General features: G+C 61.0%; 13 protein-coding genes and 1 pseudogene. 3 read left to right on the plus strand and 11 right to left on the minus strand.

All coding sequences use genetic code 11. The features are described from left to right. Positions 1-186: 186 nt before the first annotated feature. From astD to BHC62_RS07870, 4 genes are all read right to left on the minus strand, one after another. Positions 187-1,656 (minus strand): succinylglutamate-semialdehyde dehydrogenase, encoded by a 1,470-nt coding sequence (gene astD, locus BHC62_RS07855; RefSeq protein ID WP_176770972.1) that lies wholly within the window; start codon positions 1,654-1,656, stop codon positions 187-189. Continuing rightward, the gene (gene astA, locus BHC62_RS07860; RefSeq protein WP_070994679.1) at positions 1,653-2,678 is read right to left on the minus strand and encodes an arginine N-succinyltransferase; all 1,026 of its coding nucleotides are present in this window, start codon (positions 2,676-2,678) and stop codon (positions 1,653-1,655) included. The genes astD and astA overlap by 4 nt, the downstream gene beginning before the upstream one ends. Before the next feature lie 51 nt (positions 2,679-2,729). Continuing rightward, on the minus strand, positions 2,730-3,749 hold the full coding sequence (gene aruF / locus BHC62_RS07865) for an arginine/ornithine succinyltransferase subunit alpha (RefSeq protein ID WP_029294448.1): 1,020 nt from the start codon (positions 3,747-3,749) through the stop codon (positions 2,730-2,732). 194 nt (positions 3,750-3,943) lie between these two features. Continuing rightward, positions 3,944-5,164, minus strand: a complete 1,221-nt coding sequence (locus tag BHC62_RS07870) for an aspartate aminotransferase family protein (RefSeq protein ID WP_029294446.1) — start codon at positions 5,162-5,164, stop codon at positions 3,944-3,946. Between the two features lie 312 nt (positions 5,165-5,476). Between BHC62_RS07870 and BHC62_RS07875 the strand changes: the two genes are divergently transcribed. Further along, positions 5,477-11,389 (plus strand): dermonecrotic toxin domain-containing protein, encoded by a 5,913-nt coding sequence (locus BHC62_RS07875; protein WP_070994680.1) that lies wholly within the window; start codon positions 5,477-5,479, stop codon positions 11,387-11,389. An 85-nt stretch (positions 11,390-11,474) separates the two neighbouring features. On the opposite strand, the gene BHC62_RS07880 is transcribed toward BHC62_RS07875, so the two are convergent. From BHC62_RS07880 to acs, 7 genes are all read right to left on the minus strand, one after another. Further along, positions 11,475-12,455, minus strand: coding sequence for a GlxA family transcriptional regulator (locus BHC62_RS07880; RefSeq protein ID WP_070994681.1), 981 nt, complete (start codon positions 12,453-12,455; stop codon positions 11,475-11,477). 216 nt (positions 12,456-12,671) lie between these two features. Beyond that, complete coding sequence (locus BHC62_RS07885) at positions 12,672-13,436, minus strand: ABC transporter ATP-binding protein (RefSeq protein WP_029294441.1); 765 nt, start codon at positions 13,434-13,436, stop codon at positions 12,672-12,674. A 27-nt stretch (positions 13,437-13,463) separates the two neighbouring features. Continuing rightward, positions 13,464-14,576: a succinylglutamate desuccinylase/aspartoacylase family protein gene (locus BHC62_RS07890; protein WP_070994682.1), complete on the minus strand. Its 1,113-nt coding sequence runs from the start codon at positions 14,574-14,576 to the stop codon at positions 13,464-13,466. Position 14,577: 1 nt separating this feature from the next. Continuing rightward, the gene (locus tag BHC62_RS07895; RefSeq protein ID WP_070994683.1) at positions 14,578-15,276 is read right to left on the minus strand and encodes an ABC transporter permease; all 699 of its coding nucleotides are present in this window, start codon (positions 15,274-15,276) and stop codon (positions 14,578-14,580) included. Beyond that, positions 15,273-15,962 carry an ABC transporter permease gene (locus BHC62_RS07900; RefSeq protein ID WP_029294434.1) on the minus strand — a complete coding sequence of 230 codons (690 nt, stop codon included), beginning with the start codon at positions 15,960-15,962 and terminating at the stop codon, positions 15,273-15,275. Before BHC62_RS07900 ends, BHC62_RS07895 begins: the two co-directional genes overlap by 4 nt. A gap of 91 nt (positions 15,963-16,053) precedes the next feature. Then, entirely contained in the window at positions 16,054-16,839 is a 786-nt protein-coding gene (locus tag BHC62_RS07905; protein WP_070994684.1) for an ABC transporter substrate-binding protein, read from the minus strand. A gap of 626 nt (positions 16,840-17,465) precedes the next feature. Further along, positions 17,466-19,421, minus strand: a complete 1,956-nt coding sequence (gene acs / locus BHC62_RS07910) for an acetate--CoA ligase (protein ID WP_029294430.1) — start codon at positions 19,419-19,421, stop codon at positions 17,466-17,468. A 393-nt stretch (positions 19,422-19,814) separates the two neighbouring features. Here acs and BHC62_RS07915 point away from each other — a divergent pair, with 393 nt between their 5' ends. Both BHC62_RS07915 and BHC62_RS28045 read left to right on the plus strand, forming a co-directional pair. Beyond that, positions 19,815-20,084 (plus strand): DUF2790 domain-containing protein, encoded by a 270-nt coding sequence (locus BHC62_RS07915; protein ID WP_029294428.1) that lies wholly within the window; start codon positions 19,815-19,817, stop codon positions 20,082-20,084. Between the two features lie 497 nt (positions 20,085-20,581). Beyond that, positions 20,582-20,734, plus strand: a pseudogene (locus BHC62_RS28045) (ribonucleotide-diphosphate reductase subunit beta); the annotation flags it as partial.

The raw sequence follows: 20,734 nt of genomic DNA on the forward strand, positions 1-20,734 counted from the left end.
ATCTGTTTTTATAGGCATCAAAGGTTTCAAAACACCACAAATCTGTCTTTGCAAACCCGATCAACTGCAGGTGCTGGCTTGTGTGTGGGAGCTGGCTTGCCTGCGATGCGGGCACCTCGGTCTTTCAGCCAGATCGAGGGGATGCCATCGCAGGCAAGCCAGCTCCCACACAAGCCCGCTCCCACATTAGTTCAGCGTTACACCCGGCGTCAGCGCGGCTGGCAAGACCAGGCTCGGTGTCTCCAGGGATGCCACCGGGTACGCGCAGTAATCCGCCGCGTAATAGGCACTGGCGCGATGATTGCCCGACGCCCCTACCCCACCAAATGGCGCGGTGCTCGCCGCGCCGGTCAGCTGTTTGTTCCAGTTGACGATACCCGCACGGCTTTGCAGCCAGAACTGCTGGTAGCGCGCCTCGGAGTCCGACAGCAACCCTGCGGCCAAACCGTATTGGGTGTTGTTGGCTTCACGGATCGCCGCTTCGAAATCCGCGTAGCGAATCACTTGCAGCAACGGGCCGAACAGCTCTTCGTCCTCACGCTCGGTCACGGCGGTCACGTCGATGATGCCAGGCGTCAGCAAGGCTGCCTGCGCCTGGGGCTGGGTCATTTCCAGCAGCGCCACGGCGCCGTTGGCCAGCATCAGCTCCTGGGCATCCATCAAGGCCTTGGCCGCGCCCAGGGAAATCACCGAACCCATGAAGGGTGGCGGTTGCTGGTCGAAGGCGCCCACGGCAATCGTCGCGCTGACGGCAACCAGGCGCGCCAGCAGTGCATCACCCCAGGCGCCTTCCGGCACCAGCAGGCGCCGGGCGCAGGTGCAGCGCTGGCCGGCCGAAATGAAAGCGGACTGGATGATGGTGTAGACCGCCGCATCGACATCGGCCACTTGATCGACCACCAGCGGGTTGTTGCCGCCCATTTCCAGCGCCAGGATCTTGTCCGGGCGCCCGGCGAATTGCTGGTGCAGGTGGTTGCCGGTGCGGCTGGAGCCGGTGAAGAACAAACCGTCGATCCCCGGGTTGGCGGCCAGGGCAATCCCGGTCTCCCGCGCGCCTTGCAGCAGGTTCAAGACGCCCGCCGGCAGGCCGGCTTCGACCCAGCACTGCACGGTCAGCTCGGCCACTTTAGGGGTCAGCTCGCTCGGCTTGAACAACACGGTGTTGCCCGCGAGCAAGGCCGGCACGATATGCCCGTTGGGCAAGTGGCCGGGGAAGTTGTAGGGGCCGAACACCGCGACCACGCCGTGCGGCTTGTGGCGCAACACGGCGGTGGCGTCGCCCAGGGGGCCGCTCTTCTCGCCGGTACGTTCGCGGTAGCTCTGCACCGAGATCGCGATTTTGTTAGCCATGCTGGTGACTTCGGTAGCCGACTCCCACAGCGGCTTGCCGGTTTCTTCGCCGATGCAACGGGCGATTTCATCGGCGCGGCTTTTCAAGGTCGCGGCGAAGGTTTCCAGCACGCCGATACGCTCTTCCAGCGGGCGCATGGCCCAGGCCGGGAAGGCCTGGCGGGCGGCCTGCACGGCGGACTCAACCTGCTCGACGGTGGCGCCATTGCCGGCCCACACCACTTGCTGGGTCACCGGGTTCAGCGACTCAAAGCGTTCACCCTGGCCAGCCAGCCAGCTCCCTGCGATATACAGCGAATTCATTATTTCGACTCCCGGGCAGCAGACAACGATACGGCACGCACTTGATCACCGGCCACCAGTTGCAGGCGCTTGGCGGTCAGCGGATCGACCACCAGGGTGCCAGCCGCCAGGCGCGCCGGTGCGGCGGTGATGCGGCAATCTTCACGTTTACGGTTATGCATCAGGAACGGCGTGGCGTCGTCCCCCGGCGTGCCGATGGCCAGCACCAGCGCCTGGCTGTCACGCACCGCACGGATCTTGCCGGTCTCACACTCCACCGCCGGACCTGCGTCGAAGATATCGACGTAGCCCTGGTAGCTGAAGCCTTCGCTCTTGAGCATGCTCAAGGCCGGCTCGGTGTCGGGATGGACCTTGCCGATCACGTTGCGCGCGTCCTCGGACAAGAAGCAGGTGTACAGCGGGAACTTGGGCATCAGTTCGGCAATAAACGCTTTGTTGCCCACGCCGGTGAGGTAGTCGGCCTGGCTGAACTCCATCTTGAAGAAGTGCCGGCCCAGGCTTTCCCAGAACGGCGAACGCCCGGCCTCGTTGGACACACCGCGCATCTCGGCAATGATCTTGTTGCCGAACAGTTGCGGGAACTCGGCAATGAACAGCATCCGCGCCTTGGCCAGCATGCGGCCGTTGAGGCCGTTGCGGTAATCGGCATGCAGGAACAGCGAGCACAGCTCGGAGTTGCCCGTCAGATCGTTGGCCAGGAACAGCGTGGGGATCTCGCGGTAGATATTCAGCTCCTGGGAGGCGCTGACCGTCAGGCCGACCCGGAAGTTGTACCAAGGCTCACGCAGGCCGACCGCACCGGCGATCGCCGAAATCCCCACCACGCGGCCTTCGTCGTTTTCCAGCACAAACAGGTAGTCGGCATCACCACGCCCGGCTTCGCCGCGAAAGGTCTTTTCAGCCCAGCCAACCCGGTGGGTCAGGCGCTCTTCGTTGGCCGGCAAGGTGGTAAGGCCGGTGCCGGTGCTGCGCGCCAGATCAATCAGGGCCGGTAAATCGCTGCTGCGTACGGGACGAACGATCATGCTATCTCCTCGGACGGGCCGCCTGTTACAGGCCACCCGTTAAACTCTGCTTTAAACCGCTACCAGACGCACACTGGCGCCTTCGCCGACGCCCAGGGCTTCGGCTGCTTCCAGGTCCAGGGTCACTGGCTTGCCTGGCGCGTAGTCCAGTTCCAGCATCACCGCACGGTAATCCTGCAACTGCGCGTTGCTCACCAGGTACTGGCGGCCGACGCCCTTGACCATTTCGCCGACCTTCACCGGCACCACGCGGCTCTGGGCAATCGAACGGATGCCAGAAACCCGTGCATGCAGGGTCGGGCCACCGTCGAAGATGTCGATGTAATGGTCGGTTTCAAAACCTTCGCGCATCAGGATGTCGAAGGTGATCTGCGCACGCGGGTGCACCTGGCCCATGGCTTCCTGGGCTTCGTCGGGCAACAGCGGCACGTAGATCGGGTAATGGGGCATCAGTTCGGCGAGGAACGTGCGGCTCTTCAACCCACACAGGCGCTCGGCGGCGGCGTAGTTGAGGTCGAAGAAGTTGCGGCCGATGGCATCCCAGAACGGCGAATCACCGTTCTCGTCGCTATAGCCGACAATCTCGGTCACCACCGAGTCCGCGAAGCGCTCGGGGTGGCTGGCGACAAACAGCAGGCGGCCACGGGAATTGAGTTCCGACCAGGCCGACCCCACCAGTTCCGGCACCACGTAGAAACTGGTCAGCAAGCTGTTGCCGGTCAGGTCGTGGCATTGGGACAGGACGTGGATCTTGTTGTGGATCTTCAGTTCGCGGGACGCGTGGACGAAGGTCTCGTTGCGAAAGCTGTAGAACGGCTCGGAATACCCGGCCGAAGCGACGATGGCCGAACAGCCCACCAGCTTGCCGGCGACGGTGTCTTCAAGGACAAAGAAATAGCTTTCCTCACCATTGAAACTCACTTCGGCGGCGAAGGACGCTTCGCTGGCGGCGATCTTGTCGCTCAGGCGTTCAACGTCATCCGGCAGGGAAGTGACACCAATCGGGCTGTCCGCAGCCAGACGCTGTACCTCGCCCAGATCAGCCATTTGCGCGGGGCGCATCACCAGCATGGTGTCACTCCTTAACTCGAAAACTTCATAAAAAAATGCCGGACACTGAACCTGGAATCACCCAGGTCCCAATGTGGGAGCGGGCTTGCCCGCGATTGCGGTGGGCCAGTCACAACAACGTCGACTGACAGATCGCTATCGCGGGCAAGCCCGCTCCCACATTTGATCCGGTTCGTTAGACAAATGTGTCTCTATCAGGCTTGCGTCAGCGTTTTTACAGCACGTTCAAAACGATCCAGGCCTTCGGTGATATCCGCGTCTTCCACCACCAGGCTCGGGGCAAAACGCACCACGTCCGGGCCGGCTTGCAGGATCATCAGGTTTTCTTTCTCGGCAGCGTTGAACACATCCTTGGCCTTGCCTTTGAACGCGTCGCTCAATACACAACCGAGCAGCAGGCCCATGCCACGGACTTGGGTGAAGATCCCGTACTGCTTGCCGATCTGCTCCAGGCGGGCCTTGAACAGGTCATGCTTGGCGTTGACACCTGCCAGCACTTCAGGAGTGTTGATCACGTCGATCACCGCTTCGGCTACCGCACACGCCAGCGGGTTGCCGCCGTAGGTGGTGCCGTGGGTACCGACCACCAGGTGCTTGGCCAGGTCTTCACGGGTCAGCATCGCGGCAATCGGGAAACCCCCGCCCAGGCTCTTGGCGCTGGTCAGGATGTCGGGCACCACGCCGTAGTGCTGGTAGGCAAACAGGTGGCCGCTGCGGCCCATGCCGGTCTGCACTTCGTCGAACACCAGCAGCGCATTGTTGGCATCGCACAGGTCACGGGCGCCTTGCAGGTAGGCAAGTTCGGCCGGCAATACACCGCCCTCGCCCTGGATCGGCTCCAGGACCACCGCGCAGGTCTTGTCCGACACGGCGGCTTTGAGCGCTTCCAGGTCGTTGAACGGAACGTGGGTGATACCGGTGATTTTAGGACCGAAACCGTCGGAGTATTTCGACTGGCCACCGACGTTGACGGTAAACAGGGTGCGGCCGTGAAAGCTGTTCAGGGCGGCGATGATCTCGTATTTCTCGCTGCCGAAACGGTCGAACGCCACGCGACGGGCCAGCTTGAAGGCGGCCTCGTTGGCTTCGGCGCCGGAGTTGCAGAAGAACACGCGCTCGGCAAAGGTCGCATCGATCAGCTTATGGGCCAGGCGCAAGGCCGGCTCATTGGTGAAGACGTTGGAGACGTGCCACAGCTTGTTGGCCTGTTCGGTCAGTGCACCGACCAGCGCCGGGTGGGCGTGGCCCAGCACGTTCACTGCGATGCCGCCGGCAAAGTCGATCAGCTCGCGACCCGCCTGGTCCCACACGCGCGAACCTTCGCCACGCACAGGGATGAAAGCGGCAGGTGCGTAGTTAGGCACCATGACCTGGTCGAAATCGGCACGTTGCACCGGGGCTTGCTCAACGGACATCGGAGTCTCCTGAAGAGGAACGCCTGCCTGGAACTGGCGGGCGATGCAGGGATTGTAAGGACAGTTTTCAGAGCGGCCTTGCCGCCAAGCGACAACTTCTTATAGCGCCAACCCGTGTTTTGCGCGGGTTTACGCCAATGCGACAAATAGCGTCGCAAAGGCGCAGTTTAAACCGTGCAACGGCTTTGTGGGCAGGGGATGACGGGATCTTCGCAAATCCGCAAGACACGCTCGCACTAACTGTCTACCGCCTGCACCGCCTTGCGCACTGGTTTGCTGAAGGAACTTCAAGAGCCATCAAGGACAGGCACCATGGCGCAACCGCTTGCAACCCAATCCCCGCACCTCGACATCCTCAGCAACGCCATCCCCTCCTGGCTGGGCACTGCATCAGCCGCCAAGCGTGCGGCGCTGGCCGAGGGTACGCCGGCCATTGCCGCCTGGTACCTGCGCGCCACCGAGCAGCAGCACGCGCATCTCAAGCACCTGAATGCCGCCGCCTGGACCGCACAAAACCGCGTGGACAAAGCCCTCGCCGCCCTGCAGAGCCCCGAGACCTTTGGCGCCGCACGCCTGCAAGCGGCGCTCAAGGATGAGTTCGGCGTCGACGCCGACGTGCGCACGACCTACCTGCAACTGTATGTACCGCTGACCCTCGCCGGGTTCACCGTCAAGCCGGGGGCGGCGCGCACATGGTCGGTCTCGTTGCTGGACGCGGCCCTGCATAATTTCGAAACCGACGAGCCCTACGAGCAGCACTCCGGATTCAGCACCCAGCCAACGCCGGCGGGCCAGTTCACCCAACTGCCGGCCCTGGACGCGAAGATCAGCATCGCCCAATTCACCCAACTGTGCCGCCGCCTGGATATCGGCGCGGCCTATCGGCGCTATCTGGATGAATACCTGGACCTGGACAATCCCGTGGCCCGCACCAGCCTGGAATACTGGCTCAAACAAAGCCACCTGGGGGCGCTGCAGCTGGCGTTGTACATGGCCTTGCTGAAGGGCGACCTGCCTGCCGCCAGCCATGATGCCGTCCTCAACCTGCTCCACAATGGCCATGCAGCACACAACGGCTGCCCGCCGCTGGTGGCCCATGAACTGCTGATAATGGACTGCCGCCTGACTGGCATTGTGCTGTTTGCTCCGGACCTGGAGGCCAGCCGCGAGGTGGTGCCCTTGATCGCCTACATTCCCGACGACCCGCAAACCCCGGTCAAACACTACCCCAGCAGCGCGGCGTTCATGCAAAGCCTGGTCGCCAGGCTGCGCGCCACCGACTATCAACAGTTTTTCAGCCGTTTTGTGCGCCACGAAGACGCCGCGGTATTTTTTGCCAACCTCAACCAACGCCTCGGCCAGGTCTCGTGGCATCCGCACACCGCAGGCGATCCGCTGCCCAGTTGGCGCGAGAGCCCCACACAGCGCCCCAACCTGCAGTTTCGCGGGCTTAAAATCAGCGGTGATCTGTTCGCTCATCTGTTCCAGATGCAACTGAGCAAGCTGCAAGCCGACAGCCAGAGCCGCGCTGTCGCCACCGCGCGCGTCGACCAGAACGCCCGTTGGCGACGCTGGGCGTTCATTCAGAAGATCGCCGAAAGTGTTTTGCAAGTTATCGCCTTTGTGGCCCTGCCATTCATCCCGCCCCTGGGCGCGCTGATGCTCGCCTACACCGCTTATCAAGTCCTCGACGAAGCCTTCGAAGGGGTTGTCGACTGGGCCCAAGGCCTGCAACGCGAAGCCCTGGGCCATGCCTTGGGCTTGATGGAACAACTGGCGCAACTGGGCCTGTTTGCCACCGGCATTCCCATCGCCACCGAGTTGCTGCGCAAGGCTTTACCCCAACAAATGCTGGATTTTTTCGAAAGTCTGCTGCCCGTCAAGCGCCCCGATGGTCAACACCGCCTGTGGCAACCGGACCTCAGCCCCTATCGCCAGGAGGTGACGCTGCCGGCCGATACCCGCCCTGACGCGCAAGGCCTGCACCGGCACAACGGCAAACCCATCCTTGCCCTCAACGGCGAGCATTACCACGTAGAACAAGACGCCGGGCGCTATTTCATCCAGCACCCCACGCGCCCTGGAGCCTACCGCCCGCAGGTCATGACCAATGGCCAGGGCGCCTGGGTCACAGAGCTGGAGAACCCATTGGGCTGGGACCGCGCCACCCTGATGCGCCGCCTCGGTTACCAGACCGATAGCTTCAGCGATGAGCAACTTGCCCAGGTCCGCGACTGCAGCGCCACCCACGACAACACCCTGCGAAAAGTGCATGCCACCCAGCAGACACCCCCGCCACTGCTGGCTGACACCCTCAAGCGCTTTGGCATCGACCAGCAGTTGCAGGACTTCCTGGCGCAACTGAACAGTGACGATCCGGCGGTCTACGCCAAGGCCGATCCGCAGACCCTGTTGCAGTTACTCATCAGCTACGGACTGTGGCCCTCCAGCAAGACCCTGCGGGTAGTCAATGCCAGCGGCAGAACCCTCTGGCAATTCCCCGGTGACGAGGGGGCCAGCACCGTACAGGTGCTGGAAGCACAACTGCACAACGGCGATCTATTGTCGACCCTGATCGAGGGCTTGAGTGAGCCGGAGCGCAAACACCTGCTGGAAGAAGAGTTCGGCCTGCCGCCCTCTTCCAGCCGCACCCGCGCCACCGCCTTGCGCAAGCAATTGGCGCGGATCGCCCAGGACAAGCGTTTCTCGTTATTCGAGTCACGCTACCGCGGCCTGGACCGCGCGCCCAATGCCCGGGTCCAGAAAATCATCGACAGTGCCTCGCGTCCCGGCCTGCCCGCGCCGGTGGCCGAGGAACTGCTGTCCAGCGCCAGTGGCGAGGAACTCAAGGCCATCGACGCCGGTACTGTACCCACGCGCCTGGCGGAACTGGCCGAGTGGTCGCTGCATGAAGTGCGCACCACCCGCGCCTATGAAGGGCTGTACCTGGACACCGTGGAGAACCCGGACACTTGCCGGTTGGCCCTGCACTCCCTGGAAAACCTCAGCGGCTGGCCGACGTGGATACGCCTGGAACTCAGGGAGTACCGCGCCGAAGGTACGCTGCTCGATGCAATCGGCCCCACCTATGCGTTGACCAAAAGAACCCTGGTGGCGACACCCGACGGCCAATACATCCCGGAAAACGGCCAAGGCGCGCTGTTCGGCAGCACGGATTTTTACACCGCCATCCTGCAAGCCCTGCCTGACAGTGCCCGGGATGCCCTGCAGATCCATATCGGCCAGGGCCCGCGCCTCAAGCAGGCAATCGGCGAACACCCACTGGACCGCCCGAGCCTGCGTACGCTGCTTGATACCGACCCGCCGCGCAAACCCGCCTACGATCCGACTGTCATGCGCCTGCGCGGCGGCATGGACGGCTACCCGCCGGCCCTTCCCGAACAGCCAGGGCCAAGCCGCGGCCCTTCACTGGAGCAGCAACTGCAGACGCTGCGCCCGCAACTGTCGCCGGCAAAAGTCCGCGAAATGATCGCCACCCTGCAAAACACCTTTGGCGGTGCCCAGCCAGTGCTGACGCGCCTGAGGAACGAATACATCCGGCTGGACCTCGCCCTGACGGTCTGGGAATCTCAAACGCCCGACCTGCACCCTCTCACTCGGGCGCCGCTCAGTGCGACTGACAAGGAGTACCTGCGCCGTGATCGCAGCCTGTTCGCCCACCAGTTGCGCCGGGCGTGGCGCCAGGAAACCGCAATCGACAATTTCTACGAGGCACCGGCCACCAACGGCCACATGCTGCGACTGTCCGGCCCACTGCTCGGCGAGCTGCCCGCACTGGCTGCAAACTTCGACCATATCTCGCACCTGGAACTGCAAGGTGCGCACCAGCGCATCGACGTCGACGGTTTCCTGCAGCTTTTTCCAAGGCTGCGCTACTTGAGCATCCGCAATGTAGCCTTGAACGAACTGCCGCCTTGCCTGGCCTCGCTCACTCGCCTCAACGAACTGATCCTGAGCGGTTGCAACATCAGCCTGACCGAGCAAAGCCTGGCCGTCGTCAACGGCATGACGCGCCTATTGACCCTTGACCTGTACAACAACCCCCTGACCTTGCTGCCCAACCTGGAACAGATGCCGCAGTTGCAATACGTGGACTTGGCCAGCACCGGCATCAGCCAACTGCCTCCTGGTCTGTTGAGCCGCACTCATCTGATATACGTGATGCTGTCCAACAACCAGATCAGCGAACTGCCTGCGCAGTTGTTCGACCTGCCCACCGACATCACGCGGCACTTCGACCTGTCCGACAACCCGCTTTCAAACGAGGCGCTGGAGCGCATCAAAATCTACTTCCAGCGTACCCATCACTATCTGGAAGCCACCCCGCCCCAGCCCGACGTGGAGCAGGCCAAACGGTTGTTCCCCTCATTCAACGGCGATCAAATCAACCGCTTCATTTTTGCCCTGCCGGGCGACCTGGCTACCGGCCGCACCGAGATGAACCGGCTGGAAAGCGAGTTTCCCCTCATCCGCCTGGACACCCTCGACTGGGCCAACGACAGCCGCGTCGATGCGGCAGAACAAGCCTTGCGCCACCGCTTCATTGATGCCTTGGAGACAGGCTGGCGCCGGGATGTGACGTCGGGCGAGCCACCCGAGGGGCAACCTACATCCAGCTACGAATTCAGCCTATTCATCACCGTGAGCGGCACACTGCCCGCCCTGCGTGCATCGTTCAATCACGTGTCGGTGCTGGCGCTCAAAGGTCGCGGGACACACTTGAATCTGGATGCGTTCCTGCAGAGCTTTCCCGCGCTGACCGGGCTGCATATCGAGGACTACGCACTGGGTGAATTGCCGCAGATCAGCCACTTGCCGCAACTCTCCTACCTGGTGCTGGACCGCTGCGCCCTGAGCTTATCGCCCACCAGCACGCAAGCCTTGCAGCGCCTGGCCGAACTCAAACACCTGAACCTGAACAACAACCCTTTGACGACACTGCCGGACTTCAGCCGATTGCCCCAACTGATCAGCCTGTCACTGCGCAACACCGGCTTGACGCAACTGCCCAACTCACTGATTCAACCCGCCACGGTGCGCGCTCGCGTGGACTTGAGCCAAAACCTGCTGCGCGAGCTGCCAGACCAGGCCTTCCTCTTGCCCCCGGCCGTCAGCGCCGCGTTTGACTTGTCGACCAACCCCTTGTCGCCCTCCACCCTGCGACGTGTGAAAGGCTATTGCCAAACCAAGGGAGAGCATTGGAACGCTGATATTCCCACAACCGATCTGCAGCGCCTCAAGGCCCTTTACCCCAGGCTTTCGGAGCGTGACAGCAAGCGCATCTTCTTCGAACTGCCGGGCGAACTGGAGGACGCCGACACCCATATCAATCGCCTGAGCGCCGAGTACGCAGAGTTGGACACCCAGCTGCAGGAGTTCGCCTTGAACGTGCCGCTCATGGATCAACTGCAAGTCCCGGTGCTTAACGAAAACGCGCGTGCCGAGGAGCAGGTTCGCCGCCTGGCATTCAAGGAGTTACTCCTGCGCTGCTGGCGGCGAGAGACGGAACTGGACGAAACTCAAGAGCCGACTCGGCGCAGCTATAAGCTGATCTTCAACAACCCATTGCTCGGCGATCTGCCGTCGCTGAATGTGCGCCTGGAACATGTCACGCTATTGGAACTGATGGGCGACGGTAACCATAAACGTGTAGGCGAGTTCCTGCGCGCTTTCCCCAACCTGACAAGCCTGACGGTGGAGCGCCATGCCCTGCAGCGCATTCCCGAGCGCGTGTTTGATCTCAATCACCTGCAGCACCTGAAACTCAACGAAAACTCAATCCACCTGACACCAGACAGCATCGAACAGCTGTCGCGCCTGAACGAGCTCACCTTCCTGGACTTGAGCGACAACCCGCTCACACTGAGCCCGGACCTGCGCAACCTCACACGCCTGGTCATGGTGTACCTGCACAATTGCGGGTTGAGCGAGCCGCCGCCGGGAGTATTCAAACTGACGCGCTTGCAGGCCCTGGATTTGAGCGACAACCTGATCCAGCACCTGCCGACAGACCTGCTGGAAATGCACCTGCCACTCAACGACGACTCAGACATGAGCGGCAACCCCTTGTCCGCCGCAAGCATGACGATACTGCGCACTTACTATCGGCAGACCGGTTATGAGTTGGGCGTGGAAGAAGCCATGTTCGACGAAAACCGTGCCGCACTGACACCGCCCAGCACGCCAGAGCTTATGGAAGAGTGAGCCTGCTGCGGTGAGGGAGGCAGTGGTGTTGAAGGCTTGTTGTGGCCAGGGGGCTTGTCCCCTCTCCACAACAAGCGGCGCCTTGTCAGCCGCGCTCGGAGGGTACCGACGACAATTCGAACGGGCTGCTGCTACGGCGCTGGTTGCGATCTTCACGGGGGGTGGCGCCAAAGAAGTTGCGGTAGGCGCTGGAGAAGTGCGGCCCCGAGGAGAAGCCGCAAGACAGGCCGATCTGGATGATCGACTTGCTGGTCTGCATCAACATCTGCCGCGCCTTGTTCAGGCGCAGCTCCAGGTAGTACTGGCTGGGAACGCGATTGAGGTATTGCTTGAAGATCCGTTCCAGTTGTCGTCGGGACACGCATACGTGCTGGGCAATTTCATCGGTGGTCAGCGGCTCTTCGATATTGGCTTCCATCAACAACACGGCCTGGGTCAGCTTCGGATGGCTGGAGCCCAGGCGGTTTTGCAGGGGGATTCGTTGGCGCTCGCCGCCTTCGCGGATGCGCTCCACCACCAGTTCTTCGGAGACCGCACCAGCCAGTTCGGCGCCGTGGTCACGGGCCAGCACCGCCAGCAGCAGGTCGAGCACCGACATGCCACCGCAGGCCGTCAGGCGATCACGGTCCCAGTCGAACAAATGGCTGGTGGCGATGACCTTGGGAAAACGCTCGGCGAAATCGTCCTGCCAGCGCCAGTGCACGGCGGCGCGGTAGCCGTCGAGCAGGCCAAGTTGCGCCAGCGGATACACGCCTGCCGACAGGCCGCCGATCACGCAACCGGAACGAACGAGCTGCTTGAGCGCCGAGCTTAGTTGCGAGGCGATCACGGTCGGCGGTTCGTCGGCCAACAGGAACAGTTTCTGGAAGCCTTCGAGCTTGCCGGCCCAGGGTTCGCCCGGCAGTTGCCAGGCGCCTTCGGTTTGCGGCTCGGCCTGCAGGAACGACAGTTCATACACCACATCCGGATGCACACGCTGAGCAACGCGCAAGGCCTCCTCAGCCAGCGCAAGCGTGAGTGCTTTTGTGCTGGGCCAAATCAGGAAACCAATTTTATGGGCGGTCATGGAGTGCTATCCGAAGCGAGTAACGGTAATGAAGACAAAGGCCAATGCTAGCCCGTAAACCAACACAAAGCTTAAAAACGATAAAGACCTGCTTTCCTGTAGGAGCGAGCTTGCTCGCGAAAAACCTGAGAACACCACGGGGTATCAGGCTTCCCGCGTTTTCGTTGACGATCTTTGCGAGCAAGCTCGCTGCTACAGGGGGTGCAGCGGCCTTGATTATTTCAAGCTACCGGACAGGAACTGCTGCAACCGCTCGGACTGCGGGTTGACCAGCACTTCACGCGGGTTGCCGCGCTCTTCGACAATGCCTTTATGCAGGAACACCAACTGGTTCGACACCTCGCGGGCAAAGCCCATTTCGTGGGTCACCACCACCATGGTGCGGCCTTCCAGGGCCAGGTCCTGCATGACTTTCAGGACTTCGCCGACCAGCTCCGGGTCGAGGGCCGAGGTCGGCTCGTCAAACAGCATCACCTCAGGCTCCATCGCCAGCGCCCGGGCAATCGCCACGCGCTGCTGCTCGCCACCGGACATATGGCCGGGGAAAGCGTCCTTGCGGTGGGCCACGCCAACTTTGGCCAGGTAGTGCTCGGCCTTTTCACGGGCGTCTTTTTTCGACATGCCCAATACGTGCACCGGTGCTTCCATGACGTTTTCCAGCGCGGTCATGTGCGACCACAGGTTGAAATGCTGGAACACCATCGACAGGCGCGAACGCATGCGCTGCAACTGCTTGGGGTCGGCAGCTTTCATCGCGCCGTCCTTGTTGGCCACCAGCTTCAGTTCTTCGTTATTGAGCAGGATCTTGCCGGCGTGAGGCTGCTCCAGCAGGTTGATGCAGCGCAAAAAGGTGCTTTTGCCCGAACCGCTGGAGCCGATGATGCTGATCACATCGCCGGCCGCGGCGGCCAGGGACACCCCTTTGAGCACTTCATGACTGCCATAGCGTTTATGCAGGTCTTGGACTTCAAGTTTGTACATGCGGTCGGTTCTCACAAAAACAGTTGGTCAGTCGTTGAGCAAGCGCCCGTGACGCAGCGCTTCGCGCCCCGCCACCTTGGCCAGCCAGAAACCCGCTTGGGCATAACGTAGCCGTTCAACGGCAAACAACACCCCCGAGGTGCCGGCACAGACAATGCTGACGCGGTCGGCCACAGGGTCAATCACTTCAAAAATCGGTTCGCCGGTTTCCACCCAGTCACCGGCCTTACGCAGGTAACTGATCACTCCGGCATGGGGTGCAAACAGCAATTCGGTGCCCTCGAAGGGCACGCCTTCACACGGCTCGTATTGCGGCGCCGCAAATTCACCGTTGATCAGGCCCTGCTCGGCGAGGAACGCGAGGATGCCTTCGGCATGGAAGATGGCCTCGTCACGTCCGGTATCGGCCTGGCCACCCAGCTCCAGGGTTGTCGCCAGGCACGCCAGGGGAATCTGCGCCTCGGGAAACGCCCGCGACAAACGCAGCCAGGGCAGCGAGCAGGCTTCATCAAACGAACTGCCACCGGAGTCTTCCGCCAACAGGCCGACTTTTACATTCAAGTGCGCCGACAACGAACGCCATTGCGGCCAGTGCTGGGGCAGCGCGTACATGTGCAGCGCGGCTTCGGCGTCGCAGTGCAGGTCGAGGACCACATCGGCGGTGCAGGCGTGGCTCAGCAATACCCGTTGCATGCCTTGCAGCTGGCTGCTCGGCTCAGGCAGCGCGTTGAGCGTGTCGCTCATCGCCTGGCGGATCATGCGCACGTTGGCGTGGGGATCATCCCCCAGCTTGCCCTCCAGCAAGGCCGCAACCGGCTCGCTCAACTCCACGAAGTCACGGTTGAAGTTCTTGCCGCTGCCAATCTCGAAACGCCCCTGGTGGCTGCCTTGCAGCAGTTGGCCGAGGCCCATCGGGTTGGCCACCGGCACCAGCTCGATCACCCCGTTGAGGGCGCCCTGCCGCTCCAGTTCGACCAGGCGCTTTTTCAGCTCCCAGGCCGCGCGCATTCCCGGCAATTCATCGGCGTGCAGGCTGGCCTGGATATACGCCTTGCGCTCGCCGTGGCCGAAACGGAACACCGTCAGTTGGCGCTCGCAGCCCAAGTGGCCCCAGGGCAGTACGTGATCGATGCGTTCCATATCAGTGCTTCCGTGGAGCCAGGTAGCTCAACCAGCGACGCTCGGCCAATTTGAACAGGCGCACCAGGATGAACGTCAGGCACAGGTAGAACAGGCCAGCGGTGATATAGGCTTCGAACGGCAGATAGTACTGGGCGTTGACCGTACGTGCGGCACCGGTGATATCGATCAGGGTGACGATGGAGGCCAGGCTGGTGGTCTGCAGCATCATGATCACTTCGTTGCTGTACTGCGGCAGCGCCCGGCGCAGGGCCGAAGGCAGCAGGATGCGGCGGTACAGCTTGTAGCGCGACATGCCCATGGCCTTGGCTGCTTCGATCTCGCCGTGGGGCGTAGCCTTGAGGCTGCCGGCAATGATTTCGGCGGTGTAGGCGCTGGTGTTGATGGCAAAGGCCAGGCACGCACAGAACGTTGCGCTGGACAGCCACGGCCAGAGGACACTCTCGCGCACGGCTTCGAACTGGGCCAGGCCGTAGTAGATCAAAAACAGTTGCACCAGCATCGGTGTACCGCGGATCACGTAGGTGTAGAGCCAGGCCGCGCCGTTGACCAGCGGCTGCTTGGACACCCGCATCAGCCCCAGGGGGACGGCAGCGAGCAAGCCGAAGAACAGCGAAATCAACAGCAGCTTGAGGGTGGTCAGCAGGCCGCCAAGGTACAGCGGCATGGCCTCCCAGATGACGTTGTAGTCGAAGATCATAGATCAGCCGCCTTTACGCCTACCGAGTAGCGCTTCTCAAGATAACGCAGGGCCAGCAACGAGACGCTGGTGATCACCAGGTACATCGCCGCCACTGCGAGGAAGAAGGTAAAAGGTTCGCGGGTGGCATCTGCCGCCTGCTTGGCCTTGAACATCATGTCTTGCAGGCCCACCACCGAAATCAACGCAGTGGCCTTGGTCAATACCAGCCAGTTGTTGGTAAAGCCGGGGATTGCCAGCCGGATCATCTGCGGCACCATCACCCGGAAAAACACCTGGAACGGGCTCATGCCATAGGCCATGCCCGCTTCGGCCTGCCCCTTGGGGATGGCCATGAACGCACCGCGGAACGTTTCCGACAGGTAGGCGCCAAAGATGAAACCCAGGGTGCCGATGCCGGCGGCCAAGGGGTTCAAGTCAATATAGTCGTCGTAGCCCAGTAGCGGCGCGACGCGGTTGAGCAGGTCCTGGCCGCCGTAGAAAATCAGCAGGATCAGCACCAGGTCGGGGATCCCGCGGATCACCGTGGAGTACAGGTCACCCAGCCAAGCCAGCCAGCGTACCGGCGACAGGCGCAATGCAACCCCGATCAGACCCAGAACAATGGCCAAGGCCATGGACGACAAGGCGAGCTGAAGCGTCAACCATGCGCCATCGAGGATAACGGCCCCGTAGCCTTTCAACATGATTCAGGTCCTCGAAAAGGCGGATGAAAAAATGGCGCAAACTTCAGAGACCCTGGTGCTTGCGCCATTCTGGACAGACAACTGCGAAGGTTTACTTGGCGTCAGCGCCGTAAATATCGAAGTTGAAATACTTTTTCTCGATTTCTTTGTACTTGCCATTGGCGCGGATCGCGGCGATGGCAGCATTGATGCGGTCCAGGTTGGCCTTGTCGCCTTTACGTACTGCGATACCGATGCCGTCACCGAAGTATTTGGCGTCGGTGAACGCAGGACCTACGAACGCGTAGCCTTTGCCAGAGTCGGTCTTCAGGAAACCGTCTTCGAGCAGGGTCGCATCGGCCACGGTGCCATCAAGGCGACCGGCAGCCACGTCCAGGTAGATTTCGTTCTGGGTGCTGTAAGGAACGATGGTCGCACCTTTAGGCGCCAGGACTTCCTTGGCGAAACGGTCGTGGATCGAGCCACGCTGTACGCCGATCTTCTTGTCCTTGAGCTCAACCAGGCTGTCGCTGACGGTTACGCTGTCCTTCATCACCAAGCGGGCTGGGGTCAGGTAGTAGCGGTTGGTGAAGTCCACGGACTTCTTGCGGTCGTCAGTGATGGACATGGACGACAGGATCGCGTCGATCTTGCGTACTTTGAGGGCCGGGATCAGACCGTCGAATTCTTGCTCGACCCAGGTGCACTTGACCTTCATCTCTTCGCACAGGGCGTTGCCGATGTCGTAGTCAAAACCGACGATGCTGCCATCCGGCGCCTTCGAGGCAAACGGAGGGTAGGCTGCTTCGATACCAATTTTCAGCGGCTTCTCTTCAGCGAAGGCCTGCATGGACAGCACGGACAGCGCCAGGGCGCCCAACAGCACGAGTTTCTTCATCTTGGGACTCCATCGGTATAGGACAAAAACAGCAGTATGAGCCATGGCCCACGATGCGACTGAGTGAAACCGAATAGCGGTGCTGCGTCCTACACCAGTTGAACATGGCGACGACGAGCGAGTGATCGGCATTCTAACGACAGGCCGGAAGCCGATATTTCCTCAATGCGACAACAATTTACAGAAGCACCGAGAAAGCGACCCCAACACATTGACAGCCTCTGACTTTTATGCAGAGGCAAAAGATATTAAACCTATTAACGCTGCAAATTGCGGGCCTATTATTCGCAAACCCTTCTATTCCGGCAAGTGTAGCGTTTGATCTAATTTTACCGGGCGTCTAAAACGGGCGTTTTCGGGGCATGGATGTAGCACTTTGCCTCATGTTTGGGCGCAAGGTTACACATTTGCACCGCGGGGTAACATTCAGAAACGTCCTACTAGATAAACCGATATTTATTGGCTTGGTGCTGAGAACGGTCTGTCAGCTTCCCCACCCCATTTGAAACTGACCCACCGCTATCGCAGGCAAGCCAGCTCCCACATCGACCCTATTTCATATTCAAATTCCCACAAAAAAGCCCCACCCGGCCTACGCCGAATGGGGCTTGGTCCCATAAACCCGCTTACGCGACGTTCATGGTCTTGTGGGTATCAATCAAATGCTGCACCACGCTTGGATCGGCCAGGGTGGAGATATCCCCCAACCCGTCATACTCGGCCGTGGCAATCTTGCGCAGGATACGGCGCATGATTTTCCCCGAACGGGTCTTTGGCAAACCAGGTGCCCATTGGATCACGTCCGGCGATGCAATCGGGCCGATCTCCTTGCGCACCCAGTTCTTCAGCTCCAGGCGCAGCGCTTCGGTCGGCTCCTCACCGTTTTTCAGGGTGACATACACATAGATGCCCTGGCCCTTGATGTCGTGCGGTACGCCGACCACGGCGGCCTCGGTGACTTTCGGGTGGGCAACCATGGCGCTTTCGATTTCGGCAGTACCCATGCGGTGCCCGGAAACGTTGAGCACGTCATCCACGCGGCCGGTGATCCACCAGTAGCCATCTTCATCGCGACGCGCACCGTCGCCGGTGAAGTACATGCCACGGAAGGTCTTGAAGTAAGTGTCGACGAAACGGTCATGGTCGCCATACAGCGTACGCGCTTGGCCCGGCCACGAATCGAGGATTACCAGGTTGCCTTCGGCAGCGCCCTCGATGATGTTGCCCAGGTTGTCCACCAACGCTGGCACCACGCCAAAGAACGGACGTGCCGCCGAACCCGGCTTGAGCGCGTGGGCGCCCGGCAATGGGCTCATCAGGGTTGCGCCGGTTTCGGTCTGCCACCAGGTATCGACAATCGGGCAACGGGATTGACCGACGTTCTTGTAGTACCAGTCCCACGCTTCCGGGTTGATCGGCTCACCCACCGAACCCAACAGGCGCAGGCTGCTGCCATCGGTGCCTTCGCAGGCGGCGGTGCCAGAGGCCATCATCGCGCGGATCGCGGTCGGCGCGGTGTAGAGGATATTGACCTTGTGCTTGTCGACAATTTTCCCGACCCGCGTGATATCCGGGTAGTTCGGCACGCCTTCGAACAGCAGCGTGGTCGCGCCATTGGCCAGCGGGCCGTAGACAATGTAGGTGTGGCCAGTGACCCAGCCGACGTCGGCGGTGCACCAGTAGACTTCGCCCGGACGGTAGTCGAACACGCGCTCGTGGGTCAGGGCCGCGTACAACAGGTAGCCGCCGGTGGTGTGCTGCACGCCCTTGGGCTTGCCGGTGGAACCGGAGGTATAAAGGATGAACAGCGCTTCTTCGGCGCCCATCTCTTTTGGCGCGCAGACGGTGCCCGCCACTTTCATCAGGTCTTCGTACCAGATGTCGCGATGCTGGTTCCACTTGATCTGGCCATTGGTGCGCTTGCACACGATGACTTTCTGGATGCTGCTGGTTTCCGGGTTGGTCAGCGCGTCGTCGACATTGGCCTTGAGCGGCACCTTCTTGCCGGCACGAATACCTTCGTCGGCAGTGATCACCACTTTGGATTTGCAGTCGATGATGCGACCGGCCAGGGCTTCAGGGGAGAAACCGCCAAACACCACCGAGTGGATCGCGCCGATGCGGGTACAGGCCAGCATGGCGACCACGGCTTCGGGGATCATTGGCATATAGATGGTCACCACGTCGCCGCGGTGCACATCCTGGCCACGCAGGGCGTTGGCGAATTTGCAGACCTGCTCATGCAGTTCGCGGTAGGTGATGGTGCGGCTCTCGGAAGGGTCGTCGCCCTCCCAGATAATCGCTGCCTGGTCGCCACGCTCGGCGAGGTGACGGTCCAGGCAGTTGTAGGAAACGTTGAGGGTGCCGTCAGCGAACCATTTGATATCCACATGGTGGTCGTCGAACGAGGTCTGCTTGACCGTGGTGAAAGGCTTGATCCAGTCAAGACGCTTGGCTTGCTCGCGCCAGAAGCCGTCGGGGTTGACCACCGACTGCTGGTACATGGCCTTGTAGGTCGCCTCGTCGGTCAGCGTGTTGGCTGCTACTTCGGGGCGAACGGGGTACAGGGAAGCCGCACTCATCTTTCTTACCTCGGTGACAATAGTTGTTGTTGTATGCCCCTGTTTTAGCCGGGGTAGGCCTATAGAACCATTCGACGATGGTAGTAACAAGCCCCTACAAATTACCCTGATATCCCCTTGCAGCGCTCTGGCTCGGCGCCTGTAGCGCATTTTGCAACACTGCAAAAAACCTCTGTCGTGGATTGTTACGAAAACCACCAATAGTGTTTATCAAAAGCACGGGTATATGAATGCAACCCAGGCGCCTAAAATCGGCCTCGCCAACAAGGCACCGTGATTAACCAAGTTGCAGCCCCCACGAAGGCACGTTAATCCGAACTCACTACTCAAGTTACACACGTGGCCTCACAAGGGCCCCGTGACCCCCTTCGACTGTAAAAAGGTAAATTGGAAATGAAAGCTTTATTAGTTATGGCCCTTGCCAGCCTGTGCGCTACCGCAGCCCTGGCCGACGAGATCCCGACTGACGTAGCCAGCCAGAGCACCGCCGTTGTTGAGGAATACACCTACGCCACTGATCTGGATATTGCCAAGGTGGTATCCATGAGTTCCATTCCGAATGTCTGCGAAGTTGTTCCAGCGCGCATGGAATATGAAGATCACCAAGGCCAGCGGCATATCCTTAATTACAAAGTCATGGGTAACGGTTGCTCTAACGGATAATTAATTAGTTAGTTGAAACCTATCCTGGCAATGTTCGCCGCAAGGAATTGTCCTTGCGGCAAAGAAACACCCGCAAAATCCTCGCCTTGCCCCCTGCTCCGAAAATACCTCACCGCCCGTCAAAAAAATCCTACCCCGGCAAACCCTTGTAAACCCGCACCCCGGCCGGAAATACCCTCATTTTGGCCCTTGGCTGAGGCTATCCGCCGCAACACAAAGCCAAATTTTTCCCTATAATGCGCGGGTAAATCGGGCCTGCAATATCCCTTTACACGGGGGTAACGAGCCAGACCTGAGGCCCCGCAGGAGTACGACACCGTCGCTCCGCCCCTCAGGCATCATGCAGAGTACCCGTAGCCCTATTCCGTTTAATGCCTGCGCGAGCTGTTGCAACAAACGATTCCTTAAAGATCCACCGCGGCCCTTGGGCCGTGTGAACACCCAACCATCCGGTTTCACACGGGCACCATTGGCCCTCACGCAGGAGACGACACGTCATGCTGAGCTGGGACGAATTCGACAAAGAAGAAGAAGGCGAAGTAGCCGCCAAAGGCGCCAACGCCGGCCACGCCACCGAAGCCAACATGGACCGCCTCGACGGTGCCGGCGCCGCCGCTGCCATCGAAGCCCGCGCCGTGACCGCCAATGAC

The sequence above is a fragment of the Pseudomonas sp. 06C 126 genome, assembly GCF_001855215.1.
Taxonomy (GTDB): Bacteria; Pseudomonadota; Gammaproteobacteria; order Pseudomonadales; family Pseudomonadaceae; genus Aquipseudomonas; species Aquipseudomonas proteolytica.